Source organism: Kosakonia oryziphila, assembly GCF_900094795.1.
Lineage (GTDB): Bacteria > Pseudomonadota > Gammaproteobacteria > Enterobacterales > Enterobacteriaceae > Kosakonia > Kosakonia oryziphila.
Window position 1 is genome coordinate 18,234 of the sequence record NZ_FMBC01000026.1, and the last position, 21,765, is coordinate 39,998.

19 protein-coding genes and 1 pseudogene are annotated in these 21,765 nt (G+C 52.7%); 13 read left to right on the top strand and 7 right to left on the bottom strand.

The annotated features are described in order from the left end of the window. Window positions 1-122 precede the first annotated feature (122 nt). Window positions 123-1,088 (top strand): glucokinase, encoded by a 966-nt coding sequence (gene glk / locus GA0061070_RS13495; protein ID WP_090136614.1) that lies wholly within the window; start codon window positions 123-125, stop codon window positions 1,086-1,088. Here glk and GA0061070_RS13500 read toward each other — a convergent pair. Both GA0061070_RS13500 and GA0061070_RS13505 read right to left on the bottom strand, forming a co-directional pair. Beyond that, window positions 1,085-1,813: a LytR/AlgR family response regulator transcription factor gene (locus tag GA0061070_RS13500; protein WP_043952817.1), complete on the bottom strand. Its 729-nt coding sequence runs from the start codon at window positions 1,811-1,813 to the stop codon at window positions 1,085-1,087. The genes glk and GA0061070_RS13500 overlap by 4 nt on opposite strands. Before the next feature lie 12 nt (window positions 1,814-1,825). Further along, window positions 1,826-3,508: a sensor histidine kinase gene (locus GA0061070_RS13505; RefSeq protein ID WP_090136615.1), complete on the bottom strand. Its 1,683-nt coding sequence runs from the start codon at window positions 3,506-3,508 to the stop codon at window positions 1,826-1,828. Between the two features lie 401 nt (window positions 3,509-3,909). Here GA0061070_RS13505 and alaC point away from each other — a divergent pair, with 401 nt between their 5' ends. Next, complete coding sequence (gene alaC / locus GA0061070_RS13510; protein WP_090136616.1) at window positions 3,910-5,151, top strand: alanine transaminase; 1,242 nt, start codon at window positions 3,910-3,912, stop codon at window positions 5,149-5,151. Between the two features lie 52 nt (window positions 5,152-5,203). Here alaC and ypdK read toward each other — a convergent pair whose 3' ends face one another. Continuing rightward, window positions 5,204-5,275: a membrane protein YpdK gene (gene ypdK / locus GA0061070_RS13515; protein ID WP_099458783.1), complete on the bottom strand. Its 72-nt coding sequence runs from the start codon at window positions 5,273-5,275 to the stop codon at window positions 5,204-5,206. 571 nt (window positions 5,276-5,846) lie between these two features. Here ypdK and hutH point away from each other — a divergent pair. Then, window positions 5,847-7,370 carry a histidine ammonia-lyase gene (hutH, locus tag GA0061070_RS13520; protein WP_090136617.1) on the top strand — a complete coding sequence of 508 codons (1,524 nt, stop codon included), beginning with the start codon at window positions 5,847-5,849 and terminating at the stop codon, window positions 7,368-7,370. Between the two features lie 96 nt (window positions 7,371-7,466). Next, the gene (locus GA0061070_RS13525) at window positions 7,467-8,111 is read left to right on the top strand and encodes an ECs1377 family protein (protein WP_090136618.1); all 645 of its coding nucleotides are present in this window, start codon (window positions 7,467-7,469) and stop codon (window positions 8,109-8,111) included. Between the two features lie 41 nt (window positions 8,112-8,152). Here GA0061070_RS13525 and GA0061070_RS13530 read toward each other — a convergent pair whose 3' ends face one another. After that, a complete protein-coding gene (locus GA0061070_RS13530) occupies window positions 8,153-9,253 on the bottom strand; it encodes a LacI family DNA-binding transcriptional regulator (protein WP_090136619.1) in 1,101 nt (366 codons plus the stop codon). 195 nt (window positions 9,254-9,448) lie between these two features. Here GA0061070_RS13530 and GA0061070_RS13535 point away from each other — a divergent pair, with 195 nt between their 5' ends. The 5 genes from GA0061070_RS13535 to GA0061070_RS13555 all read left to right on the top strand — a co-directional run bounded on the left by GA0061070_RS13535 (window position 9,449) and on the right by GA0061070_RS13555 (window position 14,123). Then, window positions 9,449-10,267: an ABC transporter substrate-binding protein gene (locus GA0061070_RS13535; RefSeq protein WP_090136620.1), complete on the top strand. Its 819-nt coding sequence runs from the start codon at window positions 9,449-9,451 to the stop codon at window positions 10,265-10,267. Between the two features lie 77 nt (window positions 10,268-10,344). Beyond that, window positions 10,345-11,151, top strand: coding sequence for an amino acid ABC transporter permease (locus tag GA0061070_RS13540; RefSeq protein ID WP_090136621.1), 807 nt, complete (start codon window positions 10,345-10,347; stop codon window positions 11,149-11,151). Window position 11,152: 1 nt separating this feature from the next. Beyond that, window positions 11,153-11,899 (top strand): amino acid ABC transporter ATP-binding protein, encoded by a 747-nt coding sequence (locus GA0061070_RS13545; RefSeq protein ID WP_090136622.1) that lies wholly within the window; start codon window positions 11,153-11,155, stop codon window positions 11,897-11,899. After that, complete coding sequence (locus GA0061070_RS13550) at window positions 11,899-12,972, top strand: Gfo/Idh/MocA family oxidoreductase (RefSeq protein ID WP_090136623.1); 1,074 nt, start codon at window positions 11,899-11,901, stop codon at window positions 12,970-12,972. The genes GA0061070_RS13545 and GA0061070_RS13550 overlap by 1 nt, the downstream gene beginning before the upstream one ends. A gap of 32 nt (window positions 12,973-13,004) precedes the next feature. Further along, complete coding sequence (locus GA0061070_RS13555) at window positions 13,005-14,123, top strand: NAD(P)/FAD-dependent oxidoreductase (protein ID WP_090136624.1); 1,119 nt, start codon at window positions 13,005-13,007, stop codon at window positions 14,121-14,123. Window positions 14,124-14,413: 290 nt separating this feature from the next. On the opposite strand, the gene GA0061070_RS13560 is transcribed toward GA0061070_RS13555, so the two are convergent. Continuing rightward, window positions 14,414-15,565 carry a Gfo/Idh/MocA family protein gene (locus tag GA0061070_RS13560; RefSeq protein ID WP_090136625.1) on the bottom strand — a complete coding sequence of 384 codons (1,152 nt, stop codon included), beginning with the start codon at window positions 15,563-15,565 and terminating at the stop codon, window positions 14,414-14,416. A gap of 269 nt (window positions 15,566-15,834) precedes the next feature. On the opposite strand from GA0061070_RS13560, the gene GA0061070_RS13565 reads away from it, so the two are divergent. The 3 genes and pseudogenes from GA0061070_RS13565 to GA0061070_RS25990 form a co-directional block, all read left to right on the top strand. After that, on the top strand, window positions 15,835-16,710 hold the full coding sequence (locus GA0061070_RS13565; RefSeq protein WP_208598173.1) for a glucosamine kinase nucleotide-binding domain-containing protein: 876 nt from the start codon (window positions 15,835-15,837) through the stop codon (window positions 16,708-16,710). A gap of 28 nt (window positions 16,711-16,738) precedes the next feature. Further along, entirely contained in the window at window positions 16,739-17,860 is a 1,122-nt protein-coding gene (locus tag GA0061070_RS13570; protein WP_090136626.1) for an ROK family transcriptional regulator, read from the top strand. Window positions 17,861-17,988: 128 nt separating this feature from the next. Then, a pseudogene (locus GA0061070_RS25990) lies at window positions 17,989-18,123 on the top strand (IS3 family transposase); the annotation flags it as partial. Window positions 18,124-18,170: 47 nt separating this feature from the next. On the opposite strand, the gene GA0061070_RS13580 reads toward GA0061070_RS25990, so the two are convergent. Next, window positions 18,171-19,262, bottom strand: a complete 1,092-nt coding sequence (locus GA0061070_RS13580; RefSeq protein ID WP_090136627.1) for an ABC transporter ATP-binding protein — start codon at window positions 19,260-19,262, stop codon at window positions 18,171-18,173. 12 nt (window positions 19,263-19,274) lie between these two features. Continuing rightward, window positions 19,275-19,874 (bottom strand): GNAT family N-acetyltransferase, encoded by a 600-nt coding sequence (locus tag GA0061070_RS13585; protein WP_090136628.1) that lies wholly within the window; start codon window positions 19,872-19,874, stop codon window positions 19,275-19,277. Between the two features lie 527 nt (window positions 19,875-20,401). Here GA0061070_RS13585 and GA0061070_RS13590 point away from each other — a divergent pair. Continuing rightward, window positions 20,402-21,742, top strand: coding sequence for an ABC transporter substrate-binding protein (locus tag GA0061070_RS13590; protein ID WP_090136629.1), 1,341 nt, complete (start codon window positions 20,402-20,404; stop codon window positions 21,740-21,742). The last annotated feature ends 23 nt before the right edge of the window (window positions 21,743-21,765 follow it).

Consider the following 21,765-nt stretch of genomic DNA (forward strand, 5'->3'; position numbering starts at 1 on the left):
GGGTTAATCTGTGACGTAGATCGATTATCCTGGGGCACTCGTGCTATGGTCGTTGTTGTTACAGCGCCTTGAATTTACAGTGTGCCAAAGATTTATTCTGACTTTAGCGGAGCCGTAAAAGAATGACAAAGTATGCTTTAGTGGGAGACGTGGGCGGTACCAACGCGCGCTTAGCGTTGTGTGATATCGACAGCGGTGACATCTCCCGGGCCAAAACCTATTCCGGCCTCGATTATCCCAGTCTCGAAGCCGTAGTGCGCGTTTATCTTGATGAACATAACGTCAGCGTGGAAGACGGCTGCATCGCTATTGCCTGTCCGGTTACCGGAGACTGGGTGGCGATGACGAATCACACATGGGCTTTCTCGATTGCGGAAATGAAGAAAAGCCTCGGGTTTGCGCACCTGGAAATTATCAATGATTTTACCGCCGTATCAATGGCGATCCCGATGCTGAAAAAAGATCACCTGATCCAGTTTGGCGGCGGTGAGGCGGTGGAAGGCAAACCGATCGCTGTTTACGGCGCTGGCACGGGGCTTGGCGTTGCGCATCTGGTGCATGTAGATAAACGCTGGGTGAGCCTGCCGGGCGAAGGTGGTCACGTCGATTTCGCACCGAATAGTGAAGAAGAGGGGATTATCCTCGAAGAGCTGCGGGCGGAAATCGGCCATGTCTCTGCTGAACGTGTGCTTTCTGGCCCTGGGCTGGTCAATCTCTACCGGGCGATTGTGAAATCTGATGGTCGCCTACCTGAAAATCTGCAACCCAAGGATGTTACCGAACGGGCGCTGGCGGACAGTTGCATTGACTGCCGCCGCGCATTGTCGCTGTTCTGCGTCATTATGGGACGTTTTGGCGGTAACCTGGCGCTAAACCTCGGTACATTCGGCGGGGTGTATATCGCGGGCGGGATCGTGCCGCGCTTCCTCGACTTCTTTACCGCCTCCGGTTTCCGTGGTGGCTTTGAAGATAAAGGGCGTTTCAAATCCTATGTGCAGGACATTCCGGTCTATCTGATTGTTCATGATAATCCCGGGCTACTCGGCTCTGGCGCGCATTTGCGCCAGACGCTGGGACATTTCCTTTAAAGATTCATTAGCTGCCTGAATTCTTTAACTTTGCTGCGGCTGACGGGCACCTGAAAATCCAGGTCCCGCAGCCGCAAGATATAGGTGTTGTTGAACCACGGTTCGATCTCGCGAATTTTATCCAGATTCACGCAGTATGAGCGATGGCAGCGAAAGAAATGCGCCGTCGGCAGCTTGCTGCAAAACTCGGTGATGTTCATCGGCATCACGTATGATTCCCGCTTCGTATAGACGAAGGTCATCTTCTCATGCGCTTCCGCATAATAAATATCGTTAATGCTGGTAACAATAATACGTTCGTCTTTCACCAGATTAATGGTGGCGTTTTCCCGTGATTGCGGGCTGCTGGCGGTACCTGATTGCTGCTGCCAGGCCGTTTCCAGCTTTCGCAGCATACTGATAATTCGCGACTCCTGGTACGGCTTCAGAATGTAGTCAAACGCTTCCAGTTCGAAGGCTTCGACCGCATGCTCTTTCCAGGCAGTAATAAACACAATAAAGGGTTTATGTGCGAACTGGCTGATGTTTTGCGCCAGCAATACGCCATCCAGAGACGGAATATTGATATCCAGAAAGATCGCATCAACTTTGTTGTGCTGTAAATATTTCAGCACATCGAGACCATCGTCAAAGGTACCGACGATCTCCATCTGGCTGTGTTCTTTTATCAGCCAGCTCAACTCCTGTTGCGCCAGAAATTCATCTTCAACAATGATGACCTTCATCGACTTCTCCTGTTAGGGCAACAATGTGGCGGATGACGAGCGCGGAACATAAAAGGCAATCTCGGTTCCTGGCGTCAGGCGGCGAATATGTAATCCATCGCCATACAGTAATTTCACGCGCTGGTGAACGTTAAGCAGGCCAATCTTATTGCCCGGCATTTCATCGGCCTCAACGCGGGCAATCATCTCCGGTGCAATACCGTTGCCGGTGTCACGCACCGCGATGCGTACGCGGTTGCCGAATTCTTCCACAATTATCGTTACCACGCCTTTGCCTTTACAGGGCTGAATGCCGTGCACAATGGCATTTTCTACCAGCGGCTGAATCAGCAGACTGGGGATCACACAACTGACCTCTTCATCAATGTCATAAATGACGGTCAATTTGTCGCCAAAACGCGCCTGTTCAATCGCAATGTAATCTTTAATTTGATACAGCTCTTTCTTGATGTCGATCTTCTCATCATCTTTTAATTCAATGTTATAGCGCAGATAACGCGACAAATTAAAAATCAATTGCCGGGCGGTATCCGGGTTGAGACGAATAGAGGAAGAAATAGCATTCAGAGCATTAAACAGGAAGTGCGGGTTTATTTTGCTTTGCAGTGCGCGCAGTTCTGCCTTGTTTGCCATTTCACGCAGTTGCTCAGCGCGGGAAACTTCCAGTTGGGTCGAGATAATTTGCGATAACCCGACCGCCATCTCCTGTAAAGATGAGGTGATCTGGTGCGCATGGCAGTAGTATATTTTCAGTGTGCCGGTGACCACACTCTGCTCCCGCAGCGGGATCACCAGCATGGAGTGAATTTCAGGCGTGCGGTGGGCTTCATCATTGTTTTTAATGATAATTTCACCTGTGGTGATCGACTGATGCGTGGTCGGGCTGAGAATATCGTCGCTGTCGCGATAGTTATCTTCTCCGACACCAACGTACGCCAGCACATGATCGGTATTGGTGATTGCCACAGCATCGGCGTTGATATCGCGACGAATGATATCGCATATCTGACGCAGCGAATCACTATTGACGTTACGGAATAACGGCAATGTTTTATTCGCAATATCCAGTGCCAGTTTTGCCTGGCGACCCGCGATAGCCTCTTTTTCCCCTTCGACACTTTGCACCAGCAGCACGATAAAGCCGATACAAACGCTGCCGAGGATCATCGGCACACCGATTTTGGAAACAATATCCAGCCCCAGCGCGGTGGTTGGTGCCCAGAGGACCACCAAAATCATGGTCAGGCTTTCGCAAATCATCCCACCAATGATCCCTACACGCCAGTGCTGCGCTTTGGGAACTTTCCGGTTAATCATTCCAGAAAAGATCCCGGCAATAATACTGGTGATAAAGCATGGAACTGCGGTAACGCCACCAATGTCGATCAGATAGCGGTGTATCCCGGCGATGACGCCGGTAATAATGCCGACCCACGGGCCAAACAAAATCCCACCGGACATAACAGCAATAATACGCACGTTAACCAGCGAACCTTCAACCGGCACGCCGGACCAGGTGCTGAACAGGGCGAACATGGAGAAGATCGCGGTAACCGCAAGCAATTCTTTTGGCGTGTGGGCGGTTTTATGCAGCAGTTCGCGAAACAGGCGTATGCGGATCAAAAAGAACAGGCAGATCAACATTAACGCCGCGCGATCAAAAACTGCCAGTAACATATCGAATATTTCGTGCACTGGGGGACTCGGTGGATGACGTCAAAAAGCCATGATAAGGAACCCTGTCGCAGATGACCAGTCACCACATTCATTCGTTCAATCATTCATGCAACGAGGAAAGACCATATTTCTAAAAGGGGATTGAAAGATGTTCAAAGGAGAGTGGCGAAAGGCGAAATATACTGAAAAATAAAAGTAATTACTTTGATATCATATTGTTAAATTTAACATGCAATTTAGTAATAAGAGGATGGAATCACTTTTCCTCTCTTGAATCAATGTTCCCCTTTTAGGCCGGCCTATTATTTTTACTTTTTCCTCTCGACAGCAGGAAATTTTTCAGGATATGTTTTAAGCACGCTGTATTTACAGCGACGTCGCTCGGACGGTCCGGGCGCTAACGTTACTCCGAGGAATCTATGGCTGACTCCAGTCCTGAACGTCGTTTTACGCGTATCGATCGTCTTCCCCCTTATGTTTTCAATATTACCGCTGAATTGAAAATGGCTGCGCGTCGTCGCGGCGAAGACATTATTGATTTCAGTATGGGCAACCCGGACGGTCCAACACCTCCGCATATTGTTGAGAAACTCTGTACGGTCGCCCAGCGCCCGGATACTCACGGTTATTCTACTTCGCGCGGTATTCCTCGTCTGCGTCGGGCGATTTCACGCTGGTATCAGGATCGCTATCAGGTTGAGATCGATCCAGAAACTGAGGCCATTGTAACTATCGGTTCGAAAGAGGGGCTGGCGCATCTGATGCTGGCGACACTGGATCACGGAGATACCGTACTGGTGCCGAACCCAAGCTATCCGATCCACATTTATGGCGCGGTGATTGCCGGTGCGCAGGTTCGCTCTGTGCCGTTGGTAGAAGGTGTGGATTTCTTCAATGAACTCGAACGCGCGATCCGTGAAAGTTACCCGAAACCAAAGATGATGATTCTGGGCTTTCCGTCTAACCCAACGGCACAATGTGTAGAGCTGGAATTCTTTGAGAAAGTGGTCGCGCTGGCTAAACGCTACGACGTACTGGTGGTTCACGATCTGGCTTATGCCGATATCGTTTTTGATGGCTGGAAAGCGCCGTCGATTATGCAGGTGCCGGGCGCGCGCGACGTTGCGGTGGAATTTTTCACCCTGTCGAAAAGCTACAATATGGCCGGCTGGCGTATTGGATTTATGGTCGGTAATCCGGTGCTGGTAAACGCACTGGCGCGCATTAAAAGTTACCATGACTACGGCACGTTTACACCGTTGCAGGTAGCCGCGATTGCTGCACTGGAAGGGGATCAGCAGTGCGTACGCGATATTGCCGCACAGTATAAGCGCCGCCGCGACGTGCTGGTGAAAGGGCTGCATGAAGCGGGCTGGATGGTCGAAATACCAAAAGCTTCAATGTATGTATGGGCGAAGATTCCGGAACCGTATGCGGCGATGGGCTCACTGGAGTTTGCCAAAAAGTTGCTGCAGGACGCCAAAGTGTGCGTCTCTCCCGGCATTGGTTTTGGTGATTACGGTGACACCCATGTGCGTTTTGCCTTGATTGAAAACCGTGATCGTATCCGTCAGGCGGTACGCGGCATTAAGACGATGTTCCGCAACGACGGGCTGCTGCCAGTGACGCAAAAAAGCGCAATAGAAGATATTGAACCCTAAAAAACAACAGGAGCCGCGAGGCTCCTGTTGTTTTCCGCATCAATAGCTCAGGTCAGATCATCAGGGCGAAGGTGCCGGCCCACACAATGACCATCACAGAAATGCCCATAAAGAAATATTTCACGTTCATCACTCCGCATACGTTTGAGTATGCACTTAATGACCTTACAAGGACTGAGTATAGAGAGGTGAAACTACGCCAAAACCAAATTGAGAATTATCTCCATTTCGGCCACAGCTCCATCTCAGAATTTTGGGTGAATTTCTCACCAACGGGGGCTAATGTACGCTTAATTTTTTGGCCTTACAAGAGCCTTTTTTTTATGAAATTTTAGTGACTTACAATGTGTCGGGCTTTGGCGACACAATACTTTCGTTGCTAAATAAATTGCTTTTGAGCAACGTAAAAAATGTAAAGCTGAAACGGTTCATTTCCACTTGAATTCTAAGGCTTATTTTTTGATGGTGGTCACATTTTGCACACTGAAAGCATAATGCATACTTATGTAAGGATTAAGAATAAGGTCTTAACTCATATGGCCGGGTGAGAAAAATAACTGACTATGTATTGAGTAAAATCGTGATTGCAGACGCAATATAACAAAACTGTATCTTTCTTGTTAAAAGCGGACTTGCATGGATATGTATAGACAAGTATATGTATTCATATCCTCACTGCAGAGACTTTGCTGACAATGAAAAATGTAACCCTCGTCCCCGGCCAACTGACACTGTCCCAATTGCGCGATATCTACAGCCAACCGCACCAGTTAACACTGGATGAGTGTGCTTTTAGCGCCATTAATGACAGCGTCGCTTGTGTCAATGCCATTATGGTGGAAGGGCGAACGGCATACGGTATTAATACCGGTTTTGGATTGCTTGCTCAGACGCGCATTGCCACTGACGATCTGGAAAATTTACAGCGCTCTTTGGTGCTTTCCCACGCTGCGGGCATTGGTGAACCGCTGGATGATGACATGGTGCGCCTGATTATGGTGCTGAAGATCAACAGCCTGGCGCGTGGCTTTTCCGGCATTCGTTTGCAGGTGATCCAGACGTTGGTGGCGATGGTAAATGCTGGTGTTTATCCCTGGATCCCGGCTAAAGGATCTGTCGGTGCATCCGGCGATTTAGCGCCATTGGCACATATGTCGCTTACGCTGCTTGGTGAAGGTAAAGCGCGCTGGCAAGGCGAGTGGCTACCTGCAACTGAAGCACTGAATAGAGCCGGGCTTGCTCCGCTGACGCTGGCGGCGAAAGAGGGGCTGGCGCTGCTCAACGGGACGCAAACCTCGACAGCATTCGCATTGCGCGGTCTGTTTGAGGCCGAAGATTTGTTTGCTTCCGCAGTGGTTTGTGGTGCGCTGACCACCGAGGCTGCGCTCGGTTCACGTCGTCCATTCGATGCACGTATTCACCAGGTGCGCGGTCAGCGTGGGCAGATCGACGCGGCGGCTCTCTATCGCCACGTGCTGACTGATAACAGTGCGGTTTCACAGTCTCATCACAACTGCAATAAAGTGCAGGATCCTTACTCATTACGCTGCCAGCCGCAGGTTATGGGAGCGTGTCTGACGCAGTTGCGTTTTGCCGCCGATGTGTTGCTGACCGAAGCGAATGCGGTTTCTGATAACCCACTGGTTTTCGCTGCTGAAAATGAGGTGATCTCTGGTGGCAACTTCCACGCGGAACCGGTTGCGATGGCCGCTGATAATATCGCGTTGGCTATCGCTGAGATCGGCTCGCTGGCGGAGCGGCGTATCGCGCTGTTGATGGATAGCCATATGTCGCAGCTTCCGCCCTTCCTGGTAAAAAATGGCGGTGTTAACTCCGGTTTTATGATTGCCCAGGTCACTGCTGCAGCGCTGGCGAGTGAGAACAAAGCGTTGTCTCATCCGCACAGTGTCGATAGTTTGCCGACCTCTGCTAACCAGGAGGATCACGTTTCGATGGCACCTGCTGCTGGTCGTCGGCTTTGGGAGATGGCGGCTAATACTCGTGGTGTGATTGCCGTGGAATGGCTGGCTGCTTGTCAGGGGCTGGATATGCGGGAAGGATTAACCTCCAGCCCGTTACTCGAGCAGGCACGCCATTTGCTGCGTGAACGGGTGAAACATTACGATAAAGATCGTTACTTTGCGCCGGATATTGAGCAGGCCTCGTTAATGCTGGCGGAGCGCTGCCTGGCACATCTGCTGCCGGAAATTTTGTCATAAAGAATAACCGGGTTGCGGTTCGTTAACTCACTTCCGGTTAAACGCCGGGATTGGTAAAGTGAAGCGTACTGTAACGTGACCAGCAGGGAATTCAGCGTGACCGGAAGAATTGACTACCAGATAGAGAAGTACAGTTTTACGGAAATGGGTGAAACGCCGCGCCTGACGCAGCAATGGGCTGATGTGGCAGAAGAGTGCCGTCAGACGCAGGCTGGAGCCGAAGAACGCCTGCGGATCGCGCTGCTGAATGTCGATTATGTCACCAGTTTTGAATTACCTTTCCGGTTGCTGCTTATTCGCGCTCCGCAATTGATCGCCAGCCTGCGGGACGAACTGCAAATCAGCCAGAAAAATGTGCTGTTTAACGGTAAGCGTTTTGGTTGTGTCTATACGTTGAGAAGCGATTTGAGCGGCATTCCGGATGAGTTTCAGTACCGGCTGTCAACGCGCATCCGCCGGATTGATGCCGAAGGCAATACGGCTGCGCCTTATCAACAGATTGCGAAAGAGACTAAAGCGCCGCGTGAACGTCTTAAAATTGCACTGACGGAAGGGTTACAGGTAACCGCGCTGGACGGGCTTTTCTGGTTTGGTATTCAGCGCATCGCCGCCGATGTGCAGCGGTTGAGAAAAACCGGCCTGAAGATAGCCACTGCGGAAACGGACGTTTTTGATAATTTGACCGGAACAACACGGCGCGTGCCTGTTTATCGACGCGTGGAAAATGAATCTGCTGGATAACCAGGCTTGCCGATATTTGTTCTGCCAATAACTCGGGCATGTCAGTTAGATGCGATTGGTACTTTGTACCCCTCGGGTAGCTTTTTCCCGATCGATCCCCGCGCTACCAACCAGCCTTCAAACTCAGGTAACGCTCCGGCGGGTTGCTGACGAATATGGCAGATCAACCTGCGGGCTGCTTCCCGACCCATCTCATAAACCGGCTGCGCGACTACCGTGAGCGGCGGTGTCATCAGTTCTGTCCAGGGAAAATCATCATACATCACAAAAGAGATATCATCGGGTACTCGCAGCCCGCGTTTCGCCAGCCCGCGTAGTATGCCCATTGCGATAAGGTTATCGGAGGCGATAAGAGCGCTTGGGGGATCGGTAAGTGCCAGTAATTGTGTCAATATCTGTTCGATGTGTTCATCACTAACGGCATTAAGCTGCACCAGGGCAGGATCTAATACCATTCCCGCTTCCTGATGCGCGTCAATCATCCCTTTTACACGTTGCGCCACAGGCGTCGGCCCCAGCGTCATGGTGTGGGAGTAAGATGCCGCGATACGCATACTGGAGAGGTAAGCGATACGCTTATGGCCTGCGTTCAGTAAGAGTTGGGTAGCATGCTTCGCTACAGTCAGAAAGTTAGCCTGGATAGTTTCCACCTCCAGCCCTTCGACTGCACGGTCAAACGTCATTAACGCACGTCCTTCTGCCAGCACCTGTTTTAGGTGATCATTATCACCAGCCAGGGAACTGCAGGGCGCAACGATTATCCCATCGACGCGCTTGTCCAGCATCACACGTACGGCTTCTCGCTCTTCTTCTACGGTTTCATCACTGTTACTGAGAAGCAAATGAAAACCTGCCTGGCGGGCGACATCGGCCATGCCTCGTAACGCAAGGCCAAAATGAGGGTTTTCAATATCACCAACAATCACGCCGATGGTGTTTGAGCGTCCTGTATTCATGCTTCGCGCCAGCTCATTCGGACGGTATCCCAGGTTTTCTGCGGCCTGGCTGACACGCGTCTGCACTTCTTGCCTGACGGAACCATATCCACCCAGCGCCCTCGCGGCCTGGGCTTTTGACACGCCCGCCAGACGTGCTACGTCAGCAACCGTTGGACTGCGTAATTGTTGATTTTTTGTTGTCATAATTATTTCAAATCACAAGTTGATAACATCCGAATTGACGCTGCTTAAAGCGTGTGCTTAATATCAGTATATCCATTTGAGACCGGTCTCACAACAAGCATCGGCCTCATTTTAACCCTCATTGAGACCGGTCTCAATTATAACTCACCGGCTCAGTGGACTCTGAAGTTTCACCTGCAAAAACGGAAGAGCTTTATGACATCGCATAAACGTTTAACCAATCTGACCGCAAGCTTGTTCGGCATCGCTGTAATGCTCTCAGCCAGCTTCATTGCCCGGGCGACAAGTGATAACAATCCGTACGGCTTAATTGATCCGGGACATCTGCGTGTGGCGAGTCTCGGTGACGCGAAGCCTTATACCTTTACCGACAAAAGCGGCAATTTCACTGGATTTGACGTCGAATTCTTTAAAAATGTCGCGCATCGTATCGGGATTGATAAGGTTGATTTTGTTGGACAGGATTTCTCGGCCATCCTTCCTGCCGTCGCTAATGGACAATATGACGCCGGGGTGGCCGCAATCGGCATTACCCCAGCACGCGAAAGAACCGTCGATTTTTCGACAGGTTATCTGGCGGGTTATCTGACGGTGTTAACCCGCAGTGATTCCGGCGTGAAAAACGTTGAGACGCTGGCTCATAAACGGCTGGGCGTGATCCAGGGGACACTCCAGGAAAGCTATGCGTTGCAGCACTTCAAACAGACCGATCTGGTCCGTTTCCCTGATAACAACGCCGCTGTTTCCGCGCTGAATAACGGCACGCTTGATGCGATGTTCCTTGATTACGAAGCCGCCAAGGATTATGCAGCCCGCTTCAAACTGGTGATGGCCGCTAATATTCCCTCTTTTGATGCTCCTGCGGGCGTGGCGATAGCTAAAAACAAGCCAGCTTTTAAAGCTGCTCTGGATAAAGCCATCAAAGATGCGATGCAGGATGGTACCTGGAAAAAGCTCTACGAGAAGTGGTTCCCGGGTTCGCCGATGCCTGAACAGTATCTGCCACACCATTAATCCTCCCGCACATCCTGTGTGCGTGTGAATGCTTCCGGTGATGGCTCTCGTCCATCACCCGCAACAGAGAATCGGCTATGGATCTGATCACTATTCTTTCGCGTACTTTCTTCGATATTCCTTCGATGATGGACGTACTGCCACAACTGCTGGCAACGGGGCTGGTTAACACTATTATCATCTCAGTGTCTGCCACCGTTCTTGGTACCTTTTTCGGCCTAATACTGGCGCTGATGGGGATTTCCCCTTCACGCTGGCTGCGCGTACCCGCCCGGCTTTATACCGATCTGTTTCGCGGTTTGCCTTCTATCCTCACCATTTTGCTGATTGGTCAGGGGCTGGCGCGCTTCAGTTATCAATTGTTCGGTCCAACTCCTTATCCGCTGGGTATTTTTGCCCTGAGCCTGATTGCAAGCGCTTACATGGGAGAAATCTTTCGCGCGGGTATTCAGAGTGTCGAACAAGGGCAGATGGAAGCTTGCCGGGCGCTGGGCATGAGTTATAGCCGGGCGATGCGGCTGGTGATCATTCCTCAGGGTATCCGTCGCGTGTTACCCGCCATTGTTAATCAGTTCATCGCCATCATCAAAGACTCTTCACTGGTGTATCTGCTGGGGCTGATGACGAATCAGCGTGAACTGTTCCGCGTTGGCCAGGATGCTGCGGTACTCAGTGGTAATTTGTCTCCTCTGATGCTGGCCGGTCTGTTTTATCTGGTTATCACAGTGCCACTGACACATGCAGTCAACCACATCGACATTCGTTACCGTACCGGACGACGACGCGCAACGGCGCCCCAAAGCGGTTTAAAAGAAATCGATGAAGTGAAAGTGAAACGGGCGGTTGTGCCCACTGTATCCCTGACCAGCGAACAAGGACATTGAGATGGCAACTTCCTCTGCGTTTCACGGCGCAAGCCTTGAGTTGCGAAATCTGACTCTTGCGTACGGCCCGATTGAAGTGCTGCGCAATGTGTCGCTAAACATCGCACCCGGCACCACAACCTGCATCATTGGACCTTCCGGGTCAGGAAAATCAACCTTACTGCGGGGAATTAACCGTCTGCATGAACCTAAAAGCGGCGATGTATTGCTCGCTGGCCGCTCGGTATTAAAAGACAAACCAGATGCGCTGCGACTGCGCATTGGCATGGTATTTCAGCACTTCAATCTGTTTCCCGATCATAGCGCGCTGGAAAACGTCGCGCTGGCGCCGTGGAAAGTAAAAGGGCGCTCAAAAGCAGAGGCAATGATCATTGCCAGTCAGCGTCTGGCAGAAGTGGGATTAGCACAGCGCGCCAATCATCGGCCGCGCGATCTCTCCGGCGGCCAGCAACAGCGTGTGGCAATAGCGCGCGCGCTGGCGATGGAGCCGGAAGTGATGCTGTTTGACGAAGCGACTTCCGCGCTCGATCCCGAACTGGTGAAAGGTGTGTTGACGCTGATGGCCGATTTGTGTCAACGCGGCATGACAATGGTAGTGGTGACCCATGAGATGGGATTCGCCCGGCGCGTCGCTGACCAAGTGGTTTTTATGGATGAAGGCGAGATCGTAGAAGCAGGTACGCCCGAGCAAATGTTTGAACGCCCCCAGTCTGCACGTTTACAGCGTTTTTTATCGGAGGTGCTCTGATGCCGCATCGCACTGTTTCTGGCCCTATCCGCACGGCTCTGGTGGGCTTTGGTATTGCCGGAAAAATCTTTCACGCGCCGCTAATTTCACACAATGCAGACTACCTGCTGGCGGTGATTGTCAGCCGCGATGAACAGCGTGTGGTATCGGCACGACAATTGTATCCACAGGCACGGATTGTGTCGGACTGGTCCTCACTGCTGCATCTTATCGACAGTGGTGACATCGCATTAGATCTCATCGTACTGGCTACTCCGCCCGGGCAGCATCGTGATCAGGCTTTACAGGCCAGTCTGCGCGGCATTCATTTGGTGGTAGACAAACCTTTTGCCCCGGATGTGGAAGCGGCGGAAGCGATGATTAACGCAGCCCGGCAAGCCAGTACCTTGCTGACGGTATTTCACAACCGCCGCTGGGATGGTGATTTTCTCACGCTCAAACGCCTGGTACAGGAAGAGGCGTTTGGCATGGTAAGAAGTTTTGAATCCCGCTTCGAGTGGTGGCGCCCTGAAGGCTTTGGCAACTGGCGTGACGAGGTCACGATTGCGCAGGGGGGCGGCCTACTGCTGGATCTCGGTAGTCACCTGATTGATCAGGCGATGCAGTTATTCGGTCAGGTTCAGGAGGCCAGCGCGGAGTTGGCGAGGCATTCCGGCAATCTGTCTGACAGTGATGAGGATTGTTTCGTCTCATTACTGCATAAAAACGGCGTCCGTTCACGGCTGTGGATGAATGGTCAGGCTGCGCTGAATGCGCCGCGCTTCCATCTGTTGGGCAGCAAGCGCGCCTTTACCCATTGGGGTCTGGACAACCAGGAGCCGCAGTTGTCCGCAGGTATGTCTCCTGCGGACAGCCAGTACGGCGTTACGCCTCCTGAAAGGTATGCCCGGGCAGGCACAACGGATGAAATCGATGCTGTTCCCCTGCAACGTGGTGACTATCCCGCGTTTTATCAGTTGCTGGCCAACGCGCTTTTGCATGGCGGCCCTCCTCCTGTTGCGGCAGAGGAGGGGCTTGCGGTGCTGAGGCTTATCGAACGACTCCATCGACAAAACTGCGTACGTATTGCCTGACCGGCGAAACTCTTTAACAGAAGGAATAAATGATGACAGACAAATCTGTGGCCAAAACCGTTGTTGTGTTGGGCGGTGGAGTTCTGGGCGTATCAACCGCATGGCATCTGGCCAAAGCCGGTGCCAAAGTGACGCTGGTAACCGAAGCGGAACTCTGTTCCGGCGCATCGGGCCGTTCACTTTCCTGGCTTAACTCTGCTGGCGAACGTTCTCAGCCTTATCATGCGCTGAGAATGGCAGGCATCGACCGCTACCGTACGCTGTTTGCACGCTATCCCGATCTTGACTGGCTGCGTTTCGATGGTGCGCTGTTCTGGGCCGCTGACGATGAGGCGGGGATGAAAGCGCGCCATGGTTACGAAAAAGCGCATGGTTACGATTCACACCTTATTGAACAAACTGCGGTAAGTGATGTTGATCCACAGGTGAACAGAGCAGCGCTCGCCAGAGTGGTGATTGCTAATCCGGGTGAAGGGTGGGTCAGCTTGCCGCATCTTGTGGATCATCTCGTTCAGGAATTAAGAGCAACGGGTGGCGAAATCATTGAGCATGCCGGAAAAGCAAGTGTGATAACTGACACCGGGCGTGCAACCGGCGTTCGCAGCGAGAACGGTGGGGAATTCAGCGCAGACAGGGTGCTGGTAGCCTGTGGCCCCTGGACTCCCGATGTTGTCGCTCCGCTCGGGGTGCACATTCCGAACGGTTCACCTGTTTCCATGCTGGTCAGCAGCACAGCACATGATCACGGTCTGCGGGTTGTCATGAACACGCCACGCGCGGCAATTCGTCCAAACCCCGGAAATACACTGGCGGTTGATCATGACTGGTATGAAGAGAATATCGTTGCACATGCCGATGGTCAGTACAGTATTGATCAATCGGTTATCAGCCAGTTAATGGCCGAAGCCGGCAAATTGATTGGCGATGGTTCAACGCTGGAGGCAGAGAGCTGGAAAATTGGGTTGAAGCCCATTCCGGGCGATGGTGAACCGGTTATCGGGGAACTCAAAAACGTCCCAGGGTGTTTTGTTGCATTTACTCATTCGGGAGCAACGTTGGCGTTGATTTTAGGCGAGCTTCTTACGGATGAAATTCTCACGGGCATAAAGCACCCCATGCTCGCCACTTTCCGGCCGGAAAGATTTAGCTAAGAGAATCACCAGCGCCATTATGGTTTTGGCGCTGGGGGATATCTTCATCAATGGGTATTTAATAGCGGGCAGGCCAATTTGACCGGAGGTATCGCGGAGCATTTCCCCGGTTGCGGCTTTGTTCCAGTCCACGCATCATCTGCCGCAGCTATATTGGTCTTCACCCTGTTCACAGGAGAGGTCACTGGAATAAAAACCGGCCAACAGGCTGGTAAAGAAGATGCCCAGTCCGTACCGCCATGACAAAGCTCGCGATCAGGGGGGATCGCGAGACTGTGGCCGTTATATGGCTATTTTTTCCCCAGGTTGGCGTCAAATTGTTGCCAGCTCTCTGTCATATCCACCACGGTTTTCGATTTTCGCGCTTCGTCGATTTTTATCGCAGTGAGTCCGGCTTCCAGTGCATCCACCACCGTTACTTTCAGCGGCGTTCCTTGTTTAATATGTTTCACAATCTCTTCAGCCATCAGCGCATCAGCGCCGTAGTGCCCATCGTAAGCGTTGCCGCTGTAGGTGGTATCCACTTCACGCTCACCGGTACGGGCGTTATGCACGCGGAAATAGTTACGCACAAAGTCACCTTCAGCCATGCCGTCGGTGCCCATTACGCAGAAACGACGGAACTCATCCGGCACGTTGAGGTTGGCGTGAAAGGCCAGGGTGGCGCCACCTGCGTATTCAATGATGGCTGTCTGGTAATCGACGATATCGGCGTCGCTATCAAACACCGCGTCGGTACTTGACCAGCCGCTCGGTTTGATATGATACAACTCGGAATCAGGTGTGACGGCACCCTGCGGCGCGTGTTGCGGGGTAAAGGATTTACGCCCACCAAAGCTGGCGACACGCACCGGACGCTCACCCATCAAGCCCTGATAAAGATCGATATCGTGGCAGCATTTTTCCAGAATATACGGACCAGCGTATTTCTCCAGCCTACGCCAGTCGCGCTGGAAGAAGGCGCCATGGTATGGCTTGATATGTTCGGTGGCTTCGATGGAGGTGATCTCTCCGAGGCGTTTATCATCACGCGCCATCAGCAGGTCGTGGTACAGGGGTGAGTAGCGCAGCACCAGACCGACCAGAATACGCTCGTGACCATACTGCTGTACCAGCCGTGCCATCGACATCGTCTGTTCTTCATTGATGACCACCGGCTTCTCGGTGAAGACGGTATAACCCGCAGCCAGGCCCTGACGAATATGCTCAAGATGCATAAAGTTCGGTGAGCCGATCAACAGCAGATCAAAACCGCCATGACTCAACAGTGCGTCGATGCTGTCAAATGCCTTTCCGGGATCAATACCGAAGGTGTGAAGATTGGGTAAACCCGCCGGAGCCGGATCGACATAACCCACTACTGAGAACTCTGTATCGGCTTTGCTGAACTCTTTCACCACATGGGAAAGACGAAAGCCAAGACCAATAATGCCCACTTTCATGTTATACCCCTGAAGCTCGTTGCCTGTTAGCTGCCCGACTCATCAGGCGGCTGATAATCTGACCGCTAACTTATTACGGCAGAAAAACTAATGTCAATAATAATCCTGAGCGTAAAAATCGTTATTTTTAGTATTTATATGATTTTAATCATTTTTATTTTATGTTGTATCTTCCATATTTATTTGTTATTGCGATTTAAGTTTTTTTACCCTATCTTTCGCACATCTAGAAAGGGTCATCCCGAGCGGTGCAGGGCAGGAGGAAGTGCGTGCAGTCACTGATGCTGGGTATTGATGGCGGTGGTACGCGCTGTCGTGGACGTCTCACCGACGAACGGGGGCAGTTGCTGGCGGAAGCGTACGGCGGGCCAGCCAATGTCTGGTCTCACTTTGAAGCGGCAATTGACGCTATCGACCGGGTGATTGACGATCTTTTTACTCAGGCAGCATTGCCGCCAGCGGCACGGGCACAAACCGTGCTGGTGGCGGGTCTTGCGGGGGCGAATGTGGCTTCGGTCAAAGCACGTCTGGATAGCTGGCAGCCAGTCTGCCAGTCGCGCTATGTTTTTACCGATGTCGAAACCGCCTGCGCCGGGGCGCATAATGGCGCGCCAGGGGCAGTATTTATCACCGGCACTGGCAGCCAGGGTGCGGTGTGGGATGGCGCGCAGTTTACATCGCTCGGCGGCTGGGGATTTGCCCTTTCCGATGCCGGTTCAGGTGCGGTGCTGGGGCAGCGTGCGCTCCGGCTGGCGCTGCTGGCCCATGAAGGCATTGTGCCGTCCTCGGTACTGACCCAACGCATCATGGCGCATTACCAGGACAGCCCGGAACAGATGCTAATCTGGTCGCGTCAGGCAACCCCAGCTGACTGGGGCCGGATAGTGCCGGACGTTTTCGCCACCGCGCATGCGGGGGACGCGCATGGCGCCGCGCTGGTTCAGCAAACCGCTGCGGATATCACACAGATGATACAGCCGCTACTGGCGCGCAGCCAAAAGCTGGCATTGATGGGAGGCCTGGCCGCGCCGATTCAGCCCTGGCTTCCGGCGGATATCGTCGCACTACTGGTACCACCGCAGGGAGATGCGCTGAGTGGTGCGCTACGGCTTGCCAGCCAGTTCAGTATGAATCAACCCGCGTAACCTTTTCATTCTGCTGATAAAGAGAATTATGATTGCTCCGAACGTAACTGCCCGTATTCTGCGGCTGATTGTCGAAAATGCGCCGATCAGCCAGTCCGACCTTAAAGTGCGCAGCGGCCTGAGTATGTCAACGGTCTCGCAGGCCACTAATCGCCTGCTGACAGGAGGCATCGTCCAGGAGCTGGGGCTGAGACGTGTCTCGATGGGACGTCCCAAGACTCTGCTGGGCCTTAATCCCGACCACGCCAGTGTGGTTGGCATCCAGCTCAATGCGGAACGTAACCTGATTGTGCTGACCGACCTGGGCGGCAACATCATCGGCGAGCAGCAAATGCCTTCCGGGGCCATGACACCGAAACAGTTGGGTGATGCGCTGGCGAAGTTCCTGCGCGGCGTAGAGAGCAGAAAGGTGGGTGCGATTGGCCTGGCGCTGTCTGGTCTGGTGGATGCCAGCAATGGCTATTGCGTGCGCTCACGCGTGCTGGACTGGGATAACGTTCCTATTGCCCGGCTACTGGAAGATCGCTTCTCGCTGCCGGTATTTATCGAAAATGACGCCAATGCTTTAGCGATGGCGGCGCTGGTATTTGGTCAGCTCGGTCATGCGCAATCGGCGATTATCGCCACCTTTGGTAAAGGGATTGGCGCAGGTATTCTGCTCGATCGCCAGCTCTATCGCGGGCGTCATGGTAAAGCCGGTGAGATTGGTAATGCCCTGCTGGGTGATGGCTCCGAGCGTCTGCTGGAAGATGTCGCCTCATCACAGGCGATTCTGCAACGGGTGGCCGCCACGCTGAAAGGTGAGGTGCCGCAGACGCTGCGCGACCTGGATATGCGCCCGACGCAGGAGGTGCTGAGTGCGCTGGCGGAAGCCGGACACCAGTTGGGCATGTCGTTGGCAAACTTGTCGATTGCCTATGATCCCGATGTGGTCTATCTGGCGATGGAGCCACAAATGGCGTCACGCATTTTACTGGATAATATCACCCAGAGTTTCCAGACCTATCGCCTGAAATTGACGCCGCATATGACGCCGTTACAGTTCATTACCGAGTCAAATCGCATGTGGGCACAGGGCGCTGCGGGGTTTGCGGTGAACAAATTGCTGGATTTGTTGGCCGCTCAGGCAGATGAAGAGATAGCGTCGTAAAAATTTGCGATTTAGCGCGTCATCTTGCATTAAGCGGGTTTTGCCTGTATCAGGTTAAGGCCGTTGCAGGGCGCGATTGCTAAGGCCCGCATCCGGGCTAAGCTCCAAAAGCGGGATACCCAACTACCGGGGAACTGAAACAAGCCATATGTGAGTACCTCTGCTATTACAACCATGAGCGTATCACTCTGCAATTAAAAAGCCTGGGTTCGGTTGAACCCCGAACCCAGGCTGCTCTGCTCAGCGGTACTGAAATTCCGTAATGTCTGGCGGGTAATGCCCTATGGCGCTAACCGTTGCTAAACAGCCTTCACCGCAAGCGCATCCCTCCCTCATCAAACAACAAACAACTCCCCACATCTAACTGATAACGCACCGACTCACCCATCTCATGGCTTGCCACATTACGCTCCTCAATCACCAGTAGCCGCTCCTGGCCTACATCCAGATAAAGATAATTAGTGTGTCCCAGCATCTCACTGAACGACAACGGTGCGCTAAAGCTCAGCAGTGCGCTGGCTGAGTTGGCAGGTTGAAAATGTTCGGGACGTACACCCAGCGTCACTTTCTGCCCTTCATGGCAGGTGGCTTCAATCTTTATGGTTAACGCGTGAATGCCGAGAGAAGGCACGCGCAACTGCACTTCGCCGGGAGTGGCGGCGGCCACTTCTGCGGGTAAGAAATTCATCTTTGGCGAACCAATAAATCCGGCGACAAACAGGTTGTCCGGGTCGTGATATAACTCCAGTGGTGCACCGACCTGTTCAATTCGGCCCTGACGCAGTACCACAATACGGTCGGCCAGCGTCATCGCTTCCAACTGGTCATGGGTGACGTAAATCATGGTGTTACCCAATGAGGCGTGCAGCCGGGCGATTTCGATACGCATCTGCAAACGTAGCTCGGCATCCAGATTCGACAGGGGTTCATCAAACAGGAAAATGCGCGGATGGCGAATAATGGCGCGCCCAATCGCCACGCGCTGACGTTGCCCGCCAGACAAAGCCCGTGGCAGGCGATCGAGCAGCTCAGTAAGATGCAGGCGCGCCGCAGTCTGCGCAATCGCCTGTTCGATCTCGGTTTTCGGGCGTTTCATCACCTCCAGGGGATAAGCGAGGTTGCCGCGCACCGTCATATTCGGGTAAAGCGCGTAGGACTGAAACACCATGGCGATACCGCGCTCGGTCGCTGGCTGGTGAGTCATATCCGCGCCCTCAATCAGCAACTTGCCATCGCTGATCTCTTCCAGCCCGGCAATCATGCGTAACAGCGTCGATTTTCCGCAGCCGGAGGGGCCAACAAACACCACAAATTCACCGCTGTTGATAGTGAGATCAATACCGTGAATGACATTCACTTGCTCGTAAGACTTCTTAACGCTTTGCAGATGCAGGCTGGTCATACTGTGTCTCGCTTAAAGTAACTGGCCCATATAGATGGCGTTGCTGCGCACGATGGGCGTAAAGCCAAGGCGCTTATAAAAACCGCAAACCTGCTCGTTTTGCAGGCTGACGCCCAGGTGCACGCCAGGCACACCCGCCTGGCGCAGCAGCATCAGCAGTTGCTCAATCAGTTTGCGCCCCCAGCCATCCTGCTGAGTGGCTGGCAACAGATTGATATGCAGATGCGCTGGCCACTGGCTTACCAACAGATCGGCGGCGGCATCCGGCTGAAAGATGGCATCCAGAACTTTGCTGTCGAGCGGGGCGCAGGCCGAGTAGTTACGATATTGCGCCTGCAACATCGGCCACCACTGCTGGCTTAACACCGCCTCGAAGGCTCGGGTATCCGGTACGGCCACCGCATAGCCGACGACCTCACCCTGCTGTTCAAGCGCCAGCGCGAAATCCGGCGCAAAACGTGCGTAGGGAATTACAAAGCGCAGGCCGGGCAGGGCGGGGTCAGAATAGAGCGCAGTCGCGTCTTTTCCGGCATTGGCGGTTTCTAAACAAATACGCGAGAGCGCGGGAAAATCCGCCTCGGTAGCGTGACGAATAACAGCTTCAGCCGTCATGGTGGAGCCTCTATGGTCAGGAAATGGACAGTTTTTACGGTAATAAAAGTACACTTAGTTTTCAAGATGTAATAATTACCTCATCCCACAAGGAGAACGCTAAACATAACCGCAGTGCATGACTCTCAGTATGGCAATACGACAAGTATGCAGCGGCAAACCCTTACCTGGTGGGCTTTTTAACATTAACGCGTGAGCGATATTCATAACTATACGATTTTCATATGTTCTATCAGTAGGTTAATGTGCTTTAAAAATCCGAGTGAATTATGCTGAGCCTAAGTAAAGACTGACCGGTTGCATCGGTATTCTGTCTGATTAAGCAGCATTCCCTGCTGATTACCCCGCTTTTCTTCTCACTTTTCGCACTGCATCACAGAGTAAAAATTCCGCATTGCACAGGTTTGACTTTATTTTGTTGATAAAGTAAGTATGGATGTGAGCGTTATTTATGCTGAATCAGCCTGCGGGAAATGCGGGTGCCGAGATGAAGGGATGCCAGTCATCTGTTGGAGAAACCGAGCATTATGTGTGATTCAACCGTACGTGCGCAGTACTTCTATAGCTCTCTTCGCACCCTGTCTCGTCTGATTTCCGCTGGGGTGCTGCTCGGTGCAGCGATGACCTCAGCCCAGGCGGTGACACTGAATGAGTGGGACATTTATAACTATCCGCAGCAGACAGAAGCAGTGGATGAAGCGGTCAAAGTGTTTCAGCAACAGAATCCCGGCATTGTCATCCAGCGTTCTGTGCACTCCTTCGAAGATACCCGTATCCCGCTCAAACTGGCGCTGACCGCAGGTGATGGTCCGCAGATCGCCCAGGTTAACCAGGGCGGTGGAGACATGGGTTCTCTGGTGAAAGACAAACTGCTTTGGCCGCTGGATGAGTATGCCAAAACCTACGGCTGGACAACGCATTTTCCGGATTCAATCCTGAAACGTAACCGCTGGTCAGATAATCAGGACTTCGGTAGCGGCAAACTGTATGGCATCGCCAGCCTCGGTGAAATGGTCGGCCTGTATTACAACAAAGCGTTGTTGGATAAAGCCGGTATTGCCGTGCCAAAAACCCTCGCCGAGTTGGAACAGGCGATGAAAAAACTGAAAGCGCAGGGCACCCCGCCAATGATGCTGGGGTTGCTGGATGGCAACATGGGCCAGCAATTGCTCAGTACCATCTGGGAAGCACAGATCGAAAGCAGCGACCGTAAAAAACTCGATGACCTGATTTACGATGTGGGCGGTACCTTTAAAGATGACAAGCTGGTGAAGGCCGCCAATATGATGAAAAGCTGGAACGACAAAGGCTATTTCTTCACTGGCTACCAGGGGATTGGCCACGACGATGCCGCCACGCTGTTCCAGAACGGGCAGGCCGCCTTCCTGGTGAGCGGTACCTGGTATCTGGGACAGTTCAAAGACAATAAAGATATTCATTTTGCTGCAATGCCGATGGGTGAGGGCGTGCAACATGCGCTGATGGTAGGAGGAACTGACCTGGCATTTTCCATCACCAGCACGGCAAAAACCAAAGAACAGCAGGATGCCGCCGCAAAATTCATCGACTATATCGTGTCGGATGAGATGGCGAACCGCTGGCTGAAAGTGGGCTTTCTGCCCGCCAGCGCCAGCAAAAATGCACAGATCCCGGCTGATAATCCGTTGCTGGCCGAGACCTACCAGGTCTGGGTAACGCTGAACCAGCATGATGGCCTCGGGCATTATGTGGACTGGGCGACCCCGACCATGAACACCGAACTGAATCAGAACGTGCAGCAGCTACTGGCCGGACGGCAAACCGCCGAGCAGATGGTCGCCAGGTTCGATGACAACTATCAAAGCTACCTGAAAACCCTGAAGCACTGATAATTCCGGCCCGACAGTGATGC